The sequence below is a fragment of the Metabacillus sp. YM-086 genome, assembly GCF_048059995.1.
GTDB lineage: Bacteria > Bacillota > Bacilli > Bacillales > Bacillaceae > Metabacillus > Metabacillus litoralis_B.
In genome coordinates this window covers 21,148-33,808 of record NZ_JBLUOI010000034.1, presented here as the reverse complement: position 1 = coordinate 33,808, position 12,661 = coordinate 21,148, and the positions used below count along the sequence as shown (strand labels likewise).

At 36.2% G+C, this 12,661-nt stretch carries 9 protein-coding genes; all 9 read right to left on the bottom strand.

Annotated features, from left to right (window positions below; genetic code table 11):
- Positions 1-162: 162 nt before the first annotated feature.
- The 9 genes from ACEWK1_RS15220 to ACEWK1_RS15180 all read right to left on the bottom strand — a co-directional run bounded on the left by ACEWK1_RS15220 (position 163) and on the right by ACEWK1_RS15180 (position 12,593).
- Positions 163-1,134 (bottom strand): family 43 glycosylhydrolase, encoded by a 972-nt coding sequence (locus tag ACEWK1_RS15220; RefSeq protein ID WP_212137133.1) that lies wholly within the window; start codon positions 1,132-1,134, stop codon positions 163-165.
- 29 nt (positions 1,135-1,163) lie between these two features.
- On the bottom strand, positions 1,164-2,660 hold the full coding sequence (locus ACEWK1_RS15215; protein ID WP_121660832.1) for an alpha-N-arabinofuranosidase: 1,497 nt from the start codon (positions 2,658-2,660) through the stop codon (positions 1,164-1,166).
- A gap of 91 nt (positions 2,661-2,751) precedes the next feature.
- Entirely contained in the window at positions 2,752-3,597 is an 846-nt protein-coding gene (locus ACEWK1_RS15210; protein ID WP_232273959.1) for a carbohydrate ABC transporter permease, read from the bottom strand.
- A gap of 67 nt (positions 3,598-3,664) precedes the next feature.
- Positions 3,665-4,555 (bottom strand): carbohydrate ABC transporter permease, encoded by an 891-nt coding sequence (locus tag ACEWK1_RS15205; RefSeq protein WP_121660830.1) that lies wholly within the window; start codon positions 4,553-4,555, stop codon positions 3,665-3,667.
- Between the two features lie 99 nt (positions 4,556-4,654).
- Positions 4,655-5,971 (bottom strand): ABC transporter substrate-binding protein, encoded by a 1,317-nt coding sequence (locus tag ACEWK1_RS15200; RefSeq protein WP_121664896.1) that lies wholly within the window; start codon positions 5,969-5,971, stop codon positions 4,655-4,657.
- A 405-nt stretch (positions 5,972-6,376) separates the two neighbouring features.
- Positions 6,377-7,591, bottom strand: coding sequence for a sn-glycerol-1-phosphate dehydrogenase (locus ACEWK1_RS15195; protein WP_212137131.1), 1,215 nt, complete (start codon positions 7,589-7,591; stop codon positions 6,377-6,379).
- A gap of 45 nt (positions 7,592-7,636) precedes the next feature.
- Positions 7,637-8,776, bottom strand: coding sequence for a GntR family transcriptional regulator (locus tag ACEWK1_RS15190; protein WP_121660828.1), 1,140 nt, complete (start codon positions 8,774-8,776; stop codon positions 7,637-7,639).
- A 193-nt stretch (positions 8,777-8,969) separates the two neighbouring features.
- Positions 8,970-11,249, bottom strand: coding sequence for a glycoside hydrolase family 127 protein (locus ACEWK1_RS15185; protein WP_212137129.1), 2,280 nt, complete (start codon positions 11,247-11,249; stop codon positions 8,970-8,972).
- 63 nt (positions 11,250-11,312) lie between these two features.
- Positions 11,313-12,593: a glycoside hydrolase family 27 protein gene (locus ACEWK1_RS15180; RefSeq protein ID WP_212137127.1), complete on the bottom strand. Its 1,281-nt coding sequence runs from the start codon at positions 12,591-12,593 to the stop codon at positions 11,313-11,315.
- Positions 12,594-12,661: the final 68 nt, after the last annotated feature.

The following is a 12,661-nucleotide window of genomic DNA, read 5'->3' as shown; positions in this document are numbered from 1 at the left end:
ACTCTTGATTTATACCTTTCCAAAGGATTATTCTTTCCTAGTGTTTTTTCTAGTTCGTCGATAAAAATTCCATCAAAATAAAGTGATAATCTAATTACTTAACCTACTATCTTCTTCATATACATACAGAAAGGCTGAATATACTTCAGCCTTTCCTATTTCTTAATTATTTACTTTTTTAGCATCAGGAACTGGTACACCAAAGTGAGGTGTTCCATCTTCATTCCAGGAAATTGGCTGAACTCGTGTATGTCTGTTCGGGTCATACAATGGGTCACCTTCAATTTCTTTATAATTTCTTGCGTGATAAACGAGAATATCTTGTGTTCCGTCCTCAGATACTGTGAAACTATTATGACCTGGTCCATATTGTCCTGTTTCTTCTGATGTAACAAAAACAGGTTCAGGCGTTTTGTGCCAAGAAGCAGGATCTAATAGATCACTATTTTCACCGGCTGTTAATATTCCCATACAATAATTAAAATCTGTTGCACTTGCTGAGAAAGTAATAAATATTCTGCCATTGCGCTTTAATACTGCAGCTCCCTCATTTACTAAGAAGCCTATTTTTTCCCAATCATATTCAGGTGTTGTAATACAGACTTGTTCACCTTTAAGTGTCCATGGATTTTCCATTTCAGAAATGTACATGTTTGAGTTTCCAAAAATCTCTGGATCCTTTTGTGCCCACACTAAATATCTAATACCTTTATGTTCAAAAGAAGTCGCATCTAATGCAAAGGATTCCCATTTCGTTTTTATTTGACCTTTTTCAATAAATTCACCTTCTAATGGATTAGCTGATGAATTTTCAAGAACAAACATACGGTGGTCAAATAAACCATCATTCGTTTCAGAGGTTCTCGCAGCCGCATAATAGATGTACCACTTTTCATCGATATAGTGAATTTCCGGTGCCCATATATTTGCGCTCATTAAACCGCTCTCATGTTTTACCCATACAACCTTCGCATCTGCATTTGTTAATCCTTCAATTGTTTGCGATCGACGCAGCTCAATTCTGTCATACTCAGGCACAGAGGCAGTGAAATAATAGTAACCATCTGTATGTTTATAAATCCAAGGATCCGCACGTTGCTCAATAAGTGGATTTTTAATTGTGAATTCTGACATAGTAATCTCTCCTTATAGTTAGTAAAATCTTAGGATTCACATTGTAATCTGATCATGTTCCACGACATTTTTGGCAGCTTAATTTCTAAGTGATCGCCCGTTTTGCTCGTAGAATCAATTTGACTAGGCTTCACATTATCCGGAGTTTCAAAAGTATTTGTCGCATCAAGATTCGTTCCATCCATGACCAAATGTTCGATGACTTTCACCTGACCAAAGGATCGGAATTGTGCATCAAGGACAAAGTCATCATCCTCAGAGCAGTTTAGCGCGAAGATACTTAACGTATTGTCAACTGAATTATAAGTTGTTGATGATTGCACTAACGGAATTTCACCGTGCTTATTCGTTTCAATCTTTGGTGATTCTACTAGGGAATTCAACACTACCCCTCTTCCGAAATTGGATACTTGATAGAAAGGATAGAAGATTGCTTGCTTAATGGCAGGGCCACCTTTTTGAGTGAAAATTGGTGCGATAACATTCACCAATTGAGCAAGGGACGCCATTTTGACTCTGTCAACATGCTGTAATAGGGTACATAATAGTCCACCAAAAACTAGTGAATCTAACAATGAATAATTGTCTTCTAAAATTGGTGGGGCTATCTCCCAATCTTTTAATTCCACCTTCTTTTGATACCATACATTCCATTCATCAAAAGAAATGTACATTTTCTTTTTACTTCGATTTTTCGCTTGTACATAGTCTGCTGTGCTAGCAATTGTTTTAATAAAGTGATCCATATCAGCAAAAGAACCTAGGAAATCATTAATATTACCAAGATTTTCATAATAACGATGGCAAGAAATATAATCAACATGTTCGTATAAATGCTCTAAAACAACACGGTCCCATTCAGGGAATGTTGGCATTTCTGCAGTCGAGCTACCACATGCAACTAGTTTTATTGTAGGATCAACCCATTTCATGATCTTCGCTGCTTCTCTTGCCTTTTTCCCATAGTCTTCAGCATTTAATTGACCAATTTGCCAAGGTCCGTCCATTTCATTTCCTAAACACCAGACTTTTACGTTATAAGGATCTTTTTGACCATTCTGAATACGAAGATCACTCCAATATGTATTTCCTGGGTGATTGGTATACTCAACAAGGTTACCAGCTTCTTTTGGTGTACCTGTTCCCAAATTAACCGCTAACATTGCTTCAATATTGGACTTGTTCGCCCATTTCATAAACTCATCGATTCCAACTTCATTTGTTTCTGTTGTTCTCCATGCAAGATCAAGCCTTGTTGGTCTATTTTCTTTAGGACCGATACCATCTGTCCAGTCATAACCAGATAAGAAGTTTCCGCCTGGATAACGGACAATCGGTACATTAAGTTCCTTTACAAGATCCATTACATCTTTTCTAAATCCATCTTCATCTGCAAGAGGATGTTCTGGCTCATAAATCCCTGTGTAAACTGCACGACCTAGATGTTCAATGAAAGAACCGAATAACTTAGGGTCAACTTCACCGATTTTATAATTTTTATCTGCAAAATAACTAACACGCTTCATCTTTTTTCCTCCTTTTTTTAAGTAAAGGAAAAGTGGCTACAATTATAGTAAATGAGCCACCTTACATGATGTTTTAATGTTGTATGATCCTTTATCCTTTTACACCTGAAATAGCAACAGACTCAATAATTTGTTTCTGGAAGATAATAAACACGATTAGCATTGGTAATAGTGACACAACAGATGCTGCCATGATTAATGGGTAATCACTTTGGATAGCAAAAGTTGAGTTGAAGTTAGCGATTACAAGTTGTAATGTTTGTTTCTCTGGTGAATTTAAATATAGAATCGGTCCTAGATAATCATTCCAGATTGTCATAAACCATAGAATTAACTGAGCTGCTACTGCAGGTCTAATTAATGGAAAGATAATCTTATAAAAGATTTTAAAATAAGAGCATCCGTCAATCTTAGCTGCTTCTATAATAGAATTCGGAATGCTTGTTAAGAACTGCCTTAAAAAGAAAATCATAATAATGTTACCAAATATCGCCGGAACAATAAGTGGAAGCAATGTATCAACCCACCCAATATTAGAGAAGAACATAAACTGTGGAATCATGACAACTGGATAGGGAATCATCATTGCTGTTAACAGTAATAAGAAAATCTGATTTTTATACGGGAAATTTAACTTCCCAAATGCAAATGCTGCTAAGCTTGATGTAAAAGTTCCTATTATTGTGACTGATAACGCAACAGTTAAGCTATTTATAATCCCACTAAATAATGGGCCTTTTTGCCAAATTTCAATATACTTTATTGGATCAAATGTTTCAGGAATCCAAACCGGTGGTAGAGCGTATACTTCTTGAATATCCTTAAAAGATGTTGATAACATCCATATAAGTGGTGCTACCATAACAATAGCCCCTAATGAGAGAAAAATGAAAATGATAATATTGGTGATTCTTGTACTAGATTTTACTGATCTCATCTTTGTTTTAGTTTCTACTTTTGCATTTACTCCAACTTCCATCCTTTACACTCCCTTCTTTCTTATATTAGTCAAGTTCAAATGAAGACTTTTCATTTAATTTAAATTGAATAAAAGTAACGATAAAAATAAACAAGCCGAGTACAACTGCCATTGCAGAGCCATATCCCATTTCAAAGTTACCAAATGCTTTTTGCCAAATATAAAATACTACTGTTGCTGATGAAAATTCTGGTCCACCAGTCGGTGTCATAACTTGGATTTCTACGAAAATTTGCGCTCCTGCAATAATGTTTGTTACAACAATGAAAAACGTAACTGGTTTCACCATTGGAAGAGTTATGTTCTTAAATACTTGAAAAGCATTAGCTCCATCAAGTGTAGCTGCTTCGTAATATGTTTTTGGCACACTTTGTAAAGCAGCAAGATATAATAACATGCTATAACCGAGGCCTTTCCAAATAGTCATAATAATCAGGGCTGGCTTTACAGTATCTTTATCCATTAACCAGCTAGGACCATCAATTCCTAATTTTTCTAAAAATTGGTTTACCAATCCATAATCACCGTTATAAGCCCATTGCCATAAAATTGCTACGGCTGCAATGGATGAGATTACAGGGATATAATAGACAACTCTAAAAAATTGTGTCCCAAATATTGCTCTATTTAATCCTAGTGCTAGTAATAAAGCTAAAATAATACCAATTGGAATACCTAACATTAGAAATAATGTGTTGTACATCGATTTATGGAAGGACTCATCACTAATTAAATCAATATAATTCTGAAGTCCAATAAAATTCATTTGACCTAATCCATTCCAGTTTGTGAATGAACCATAAATGGAATATAACGCAGGTACTAGAATAAAAACTAAAAACCCTATAACTGGTGCCGCAATAAATAGATAGGCATTTCTTCGCTCTTCCCGATAAAGCTTAGACGTAGTTTTCATCTTTCCTCCCCATTTCTCTTAAAGGGTACTGACACGAATAAAGTAGCTTAATACTTTAAAATAAGGTGCTAGCTAAATCTAGCACCTTATTTATTTTTATTATTTCTGAGATTGTTTCTCCTGCTCAATTGCTTTATCTAATAATTTTTGCATTTTAGGTTGCGCTTCTTTTACGTATTCTTCAGCTGTTTTGTCACCATCAATTACAGGTTGGATATTTTTGAAGAACTCATCATACCATTCACCTGTGTAAGTGAAGTTCGTTGGAAGATCACGTCCATGCTCACCTATAATCTGTAAGAATTCTTCTTTATTAGCTGGTTTAATTGATGTATCAGCAGCCCATGCTTCAGCTACATCAGTGTTGTTAGGTAATTGTACCTGCTGATCCACTAGAGCCTGTTGACCTTCTTCATCAGCTGATAAATACAATGCAAGCTCTGCAGCTAGCTCTGGATTCTTCGTTTTTTCAGAAACACCAATTCCTAAAGAACCGATCCATGCTTTTGTTTCACCAGTTTCACCAACCGGCCATGGCGCTAAATCATATTCGAATTTTAAATCATTGTATGCTGGCATATCCCAAGGACCAACTGGGAAGAAACCGATTTGTCCTTGCATCCATCTTTGGTACGTATCAAGTGTTTGAGCTTCAGCAATAGATGGTGTTACACCATGAACGTTTTGTAAATCTGCAAAATATTGTAATGCTTCAATAAATTTAGGATCATCAACTGTTACTTTTGTATTTGTTTCGTCTAACCAATCTGCTCCATTACTCCATACAAATGGTTGTAATGACCAGTTTACATTAAGTCCTGTACCCCATTGATCAAGCTTCCCATCACCATCTGTATCTTTTGTTAATTGCTTTGTAACTTCTACAAATTCTTCCATAGTGTATGGTTTGTCTGGATCAGGAAGTGGAATACCTGCTTCTTCAAACATTGTTTTGTTGTATCCAAACGCGAATGGCCCTAAATCTTTTGGAACCCCGTATAGAGCACCTTGTCCCATATTAACTCCATCATAACGGTATTTGTTTATACCAGATTCCCAAATTTTAGTTAAATCTACACCTTCAGCATTTTCAACTAAATCAGTAATATCTTTTAAAACGCCTGAGTTAACATATGCTTTTAAGTTACCAGGATTATAGAAGAAAACATCCGGAAGACTGTTACCAGCAATTGCTGCCTGTAATTTAGTATCATATTGGTCCGGTGCTGTTACAACAACTTTAACCTTTACTCCAGGATTTGCTTCTTCGAATTTTTTCACAACTGCTTTATAAGCTGTTTGTTCTTGTGGTTGACCACTAAACATAAATGTTAAGCTTTTCCCATCTTCTGCTCCGCCGCCTGAACTACTGCTGCTACAAGCACCTAAGACTCCTCCTACAACAACAATTAACATACTGACTAATAAGAATCTACTTAATCTCTTTTTGGATTTCTTGAACACTTTTATTCCCCCCAGATGCTATTTGATAGAAAAGGAGACTTACTTAACAAAGGAGTACGATCAATATTTTGCAAGCTTTTCTTTTTGTTATGTAAGCGCTTCTTTAATCTTATATTATTACACCTGTTCGTACATGTCAACAACTTTTTTAACAGTTTTTTTGTACATATTTGCACAAAGCGATTTATATGTACGTACGTGTGTGATTTTCCGGCAATGATACGACGTTTTTCTACGTTTTTCTGCCTTTTTTCTCTAATATACCATTTATGAACTTGTGGTGATTAAAAATTCAGAAAAAAAGACCAAAATCCATAAATTCATAGATTTTGGTCTTTTTTACATATTCTTTGTCTTTTACACATATTCGTGTAAACCTACATGCTCATTCCAAAACTTTAACATCGTGTAACGATCCCTTAATTTATGTGCTTTCCTTAAACTGTCTGAAACAAGTTCCGATGATATACCAAGATCCGAAGGAGTAACTGCCCCTTGCAATGATTTAAGCATAGCCGCGATATCACTAGAATGTGGTAACGCCTTTAATATTTGAACTAACTCATCTTGCTGTTTAAGTACTGCGTCTGCTTTATTCGTTGATAATTCTTGCAGCCTATCGTCCGAGGAAACAAGTTCTAACATCTGATTCTTGTATAAATCTAGTACTAGCTGGGTAGAAACCCCTACTTTTGCTCCATGAAGAACCTGCGGTTTAGCATTCGCTATAAAATCCATTTCCCAGAAATGTGAAAGATGATGTTCTCCACCTGAAGCCGGTGATGAATGACCAACTAACAGCATGGCTAAACCTGATTGAATGAGCGATTCCATTAGAATTTTTATTCCATCTTTCTCCGCTTGTATGATTTGTTCTATAGAATTTGCGCATCCCTCTAGTGCTTCTTGTGTTAGTCGTGCAGACAAGGAACAGTATGGTTCATCTGCAACAAGATGGGAAAACTTCCAGTCGGCTAACGAGGTATACTTTCCAATCATATCAGCAAAACCAGCTGCAATCATTTCTTTTGGTGCACGTTTAAGGATAGAAAGATCAGCAAAAACAGCAAGAGGCGATTGCATTTGATACGTTATTTTTACACCCTTAATAATGACAGGGGCGCCCATAGAGTTAAAGCCATCAACAGAGGGGGCTGTTGGAATAGAAATGAAAGGTTTCCCCATTTTAAAGCTAGCAAATCTGACAATATCATGAATTGTGCCGGATCCAACAGCGATTACAACATCAACATCCTGAGGAATACCTAACATACTTTCAATTAATGCTACTTCATCAGCAACAACGTCTCCCTGAGCATTTGGCTGAAGAATCGTTTTAGAGTATAAAATGTTGGCTTCTTTAAGATGAGTAGAAAGTATTTTTGCTGCTACAATATCGGTATGTTCATCTGCAATGATAGCAACCTTTCGAAATTGTTTGTTTTCTAAATATGGAACAACTTCCTGTAATGCTTGATCACTAATAACAATGTTATCAATTAAAATATCATAATGGTTATTTCCACATGTGCATGCTTTCGATTGGTGCTTCAGCTCATTTAACGTAATCACTTTTATTCCCCCTAACAGTTTAATACATCTTGATAGAAACCACGCTTATATGATCACTTGTTTTCTTTCAACTGCTGGTTTAGATACTGTAGAAGTAGATTTTCTTATCACTAATTTAGGATCATATACTTTTTGCTTATTTTTGAACTCTTCATTTTCACGTTTTTCTACTGCATCAACAATCCATTTCGCGGCTTCAATTCCCATATCTGTCTTAGGATGTGTGACAGATGTTAACTTTGTCTCAGAGGCTTCTGCTAAGTATGAATCATCATATCCTACAATAGACATTTGTTCAGGAACTTTAATTTTAAGATCTCTTAAAAGGTTTAATACCTGTAAGGAAACTTCATCATTGTAGCAGACAATTGCTGTCGGTCGAGTAGAGGAATCTTGAAGAAGAGTCATCAATTTAAAGATAAAATCTTTTTCTTCTGTTGTGTATGTTACAAACATATCTGGAAAAAAGGGGATGTTGTTTTCTCTAAATGCGCGAATAAACCCTTGCATCCGATTTAATCCTTGTAAATCATCGCTCTTGAACAAGCCTATGATTTTCTTATGCCCCTGTTTAATCAAATGATCAGTCGCAATATAACCACCCTTTTCATCATCTAAAATAATGCTTACAGGGTTTAACTGAGGATAGAATTGGTTAATCATAAGATATGGGATGTTTTTTTGTTCCATTTCCAAATAATAATGAAGATTTGGATTGTAGCTGCTACTTCTAGTCGGTTCCACAATTAGCCCATCTATATTATGGTTAATCATCGTTTCAATGCATTGCTTTTCCTTTTCAGGGTCATTGTCAGTACAAGCGAATGTTAACGAATACCCCCGTGTTGTTAAGTATGATTCAATTCCTTTGATAATAGATGGGAAGATATAGTCAGAAATATAAGTGGTGATGACACCGATCGTTTTACCGGCTGCATCTCTTCTCGATTGTGGATGTCCCTGAATTAATTGCGTCGAACAAAAAGTTCCTGCTCCTTGTTCTCTATACAACCAACCGTCATGCACGAGATCACCTACTGCTTGACGAACTGTATGTCTACTAACCTCGAACATTTTCACCAATTCATTTTCTGAATAAATTTTCTCTCCTGGTAAAACCTTACCATCAACAATCCATTCTTTAATTTTTTCCTTGACCATGCCTACCTTTGTTTGCTGTGCCATTATGTCACCACTTTCAGCTTGTATGTCTCTTGTTAGACTCATTCGTACAACTAAAGATATTATACAACATAAACGTACAAATTTGAAATAAAACAATAACTTATTCAGTTTTTGTATGGTTAAATTGTATAATGGGTTTTGAAAAAGACTGATTTTGACTACCAGTAGTCAAAATCAGTCCTTCTTCATCTACTTATAACGGATGATTAATCATTCTTAAACCGTATATACCACCTGCAATTTTCCCTTCAGTTGAAACAAACTTCACTTCAATCTTTTCTTTACCTTCTGTTAATGAAAATGGTATAGGATATACAACAGCAAAAAGCTTATCAGACTTTTCACCTTTAAGTGTTTGCCGTACAAGTTCTGTACCATCTATTAAGATATGAAAATCTCTTTCATACACTTTTCCATCTAGATGTAAAACTCGATCTCCGCCAAAGTAAGTAATATGCAAGTACATCTCCTGTTTTGGATCAACAGCTAACTCGTAGCTAAAATACCCTTCATCACGACTATCTCGCCAGCCTCTATGAACAAGGTTTAAATATCCTGAATGAGAATTTACTGTTTTGATCGCATGATCCACTTCAGGCTGTTGCTCATTCGGTTGGACAGCATCTATTGTGATACTTTCTAGTTTCTCCGTTTCGCTTTGTTCTTTGTTTAAAAACTCAACATATTTTTCGTTGTCCATTACATCCCAGTACAACGTATACCTTTGATGATGAAGAGCATAAAAAGGGATAAGTGTCATCTTAAGATTCCCTGGTTGCCCAATTGCCTCTGTTTCAAAACATAACGAGGAACCTTCGAGTGGCTTGATCACTTTTGTTAAATCTTTTTCGCCTGTTACAAGAGTTGGAACATCGATTAATGGATGATTATTAAGCTTTAAATGATCATCTAGAATATCGCTCTCAGGGAATTTTTCTGTTCCTAACGCTCCTGCAAGGACGATAGGACCGTACATAAACGCCAATTTTGTTTCTTCATCTTTCGATTTGTATGAATGGAGGTTCATTGGAATAAGCAGTTCAATTACATCTCCATCATTCCAACGTCCGCTTATTTCTAGATATCCAGTATCTGCTCTAGAGATTGTTTGTTGGCCATTAATAGTCGCCGTTAGTTCACCAGATATCCAATATGGTACGCGAATCTGAAAAGTCAATAACTCATCTTTTGCACCTACAATCGTTAGCTTTGATGTAGGGGCTTCAGGAAACTTAGTTTCTTGCTTAATTAAAATGTTTTTATCTACTAGATTTATTTCAGAAGCAATAAATAAATTTACAAATAATTTGTTTTCTACCTGATGATAAATACTTCTTGTATATCTAGCCGGGTTTTCCATTCCAGTTCCCGTACAACACCAGAAAGAATCATCATGGGAGCAATAAACCTTAAAATGCCCCGGCTGAGTTGATACAAAGTATGTTTTCATTCCTGTCTCTGGATCCTGCGATGCTAGAATATGGTTATATAATGCTCTTTCATAATAATCCATATATTTAGATTGCTGTGTCCATTTAAACAAATGCTCAGTCAGCTTCATCATATTATAGGTGTTACAAGTTTCGGTTGTTGTTATCCCAAGCTCCTCAGAGTTCTCAATACCAAAATGTTCATTTTTTGAATTCCCGCCTATTACATATGAGCGATTTTCTGTGACTTGCTCCCAAAAGAATAACGAAGCATCTCGATAATATCTTTCTCCTGTGATTTCATATAGTTTTGCAGCACCGATAACTTTTGGAATTTGTGTATTTGCATGTTTTCCCTCAAGTTCATCAATTCCTTTTGATAAGGGATCTAAAATAGCGTTATGGCAGAATCTAATGGCAAGGTCAAGGTAGTCCTTGTTACCAGTAATTAAGTAAAGATCTGCCATTGCTTCATTCATACCGCCATGTTCACAAATTAACATTCTTTGAAATTCTTCATCTGTTAAGTTATCTGTTCCCTTTTTGGCCCAATTCGCTAGTTTCAGTACAACTTCTAATGCCTTCTCATGATCACAAATGTTGTACACATCTATAAGGCCAGCATATATTTTATGAATGCTGTACCAAGGCACCCAAGAATCTCCTAAGCTAAAGTGTGATACTTCAAAATCCCCACCTGCAAAAACTCGATCATAGCAATCTCTTGGAAAACCACTAACATATCCAAAGGGATCCTGTGATTGAACATAGGCTAGTTCATCCACAGCGTAATCCAATTTTTCTTTTAATTTTTCATCTCTAGTAACTGAATACATCGTCGCGGTAGCTGATAGCCAGTGTCCAATCGAATGACCGCTAATCCCCATTGTTTCCCATCCACCGTAGCGAGGTTTTTTCGGAGTTAATGAAGCAGCAACATAACAAGACGCAACAAGTCGATCTACATCTAAAGTAAGAAGAAACTCTTTTCCTATCTTCTCTGAATCTTTAAAAATACCGTCTAAAAGTTTAACATTACTCATTAAACGTCACCTCTTATCATTTTTTTGAAGATATTTTCGACAACTTTAAGTGATACTAATACTCTATTTGTCAATTTTTAAAAGTATTGATGCATGGGGTGCTAAATCATAACGAATCTCACTGTTAACAGAGGCTAACTGTTTTTTATTCCATAAATCTCTTGGCTGAACTTCCTTGGAAACGTGTAGCTCGTCAAGTGAAATAGAAACCGTTTGTTTTCTATCAGATATATTAAAGAGTGCCACATAGATTTCGTGATCACCTTCTGCAGCCCATACAACTTTGTCATGTTTGCGATATATCTGTCGGGCACTATGACTTGTTCTATGCATGTTTAGTACTTCTTCATTTGTTAGTAGAGACAGTGTCCAATCATCGTTATCTCTTAATTCTCCACCAAACATTAGAGGAGAACGAAAAATTGACCATAGCGTCATCATTGTGATTTGCTCATCTTTTGTAAATCTTGTAAATCGGTCGCTCGCTCCACCATCAACAGAGCGAATTCCAATATGTCCTAGTGGTAGCATATCAGCATCAGGCCAAAATCCTTGACCACAATTTTTACTCCATTTATAGCATCGATCGAACATGTTATATAAAAGCTCCCAAAGGTCCCAAAAATCATCTGTCATTCTCCACATATTTGCATTTTCTTCTAATAAGCTTGCATGCTCTAATGGAGCAGGTCCGGGTGATAAACTTAACACCATTGGTCGCCCGCAACGATCGATTGCTTTTCTAATCATTTTTATTTCTTCTGTATGTGCTCCGTAAAGTTTTGAATCGGCAATATCATCTACCTTAACAAAATCAACTTCCCACTCAGCATAAAGCTTAAACAGGGAATCATAGTATTCTTGCGCACCTTCTTTTGTTTCGTCTACACCATACATGTCTGTATTCCATGGACAAATAGAGTTAGGCTTTGCAATCTCTCTTGCTGTTTTATCACTTCCAAGTATGTTTGTATTTTGATGAACAGCTTGTCGAGGAATTCCTCTCATAATGTGGATACCAAATTTCAAACCAAGGTTGTGTATGTAATCTGCTAATGGCTTAAAGCCGTTTCCATTCTCAGCAGACGGAAACCGATTGATTGCGGGAACTAACCTTGAATATTCATCCATTTCTAACGGAACAAACGGACGATAAGCGGAAGAAACAGCTCCCGGCTCTGACCATTGAATGTCGACCACAACATACTCCCATCCATATTGAAGCAGATGCTTCGCCATGTAATCTGCGTTTCCTTTCACCTCATCTTCTCTTACTGTAGCACCGTAACAATCCCAACTATTCCAGCCCATTGGAGGTGTTAATGCATATTGATGATGCTTCAATTTCATCCATCCTTTCTAAAATATTTGCGATTAGTTGAAAAGGTATAACCTCTTGATGATGAGAAGTT

What these genes read in the sequence shown, in the direction of transcription:
- ACEWK1_RS15210 (WP_232273959.1), bottom strand. Translation starts at nt 3,597, where the DNA reads ATGAGATCAGTAAAATCTAGTACAAGAATCACCAATATTATCATTTTC.
- ACEWK1_RS15215 (WP_121660832.1), bottom strand. Translation starts at nt 2,660, where the DNA reads ATGAAGCGTGTTAGTTATTTTGCAGATAAAAATTATAAAATCGGTGAA.
- ACEWK1_RS15190 (WP_121660828.1), bottom strand. Translation starts at nt 8,776, where the DNA reads ATGGCACAGCAAACAAAGGTAGGCATGGTCAAGGAAAAAATTAAAGAA.
- ACEWK1_RS15205 (WP_121660830.1), bottom strand. Translation starts at nt 4,555, where the DNA reads ATGAAAACTACGTCTAAGCTTTATCGGGAAGAGCGAAGAAATGCCTAT.
- ACEWK1_RS15220 (WP_212137133.1), bottom strand. Translation starts at nt 1,134, where the DNA reads ATGTCAGAATTCACAATTAAAAATCCACTTATTGAGCAACGTGCGGAT.
- ACEWK1_RS15200 (WP_121664896.1), bottom strand. Translation starts at nt 5,971, where the DNA reads ATGTTAATTGTTGTTGTAGGAGGAGTCTTAGGTGCTTGTAGCAGCAGT.
- ACEWK1_RS15185 (WP_212137129.1), bottom strand. Translation starts at nt 11,249, where the DNA reads ATGAGTAATGTTAAACTTTTAGACGGTATTTTTAAAGATTCAGAGAAG.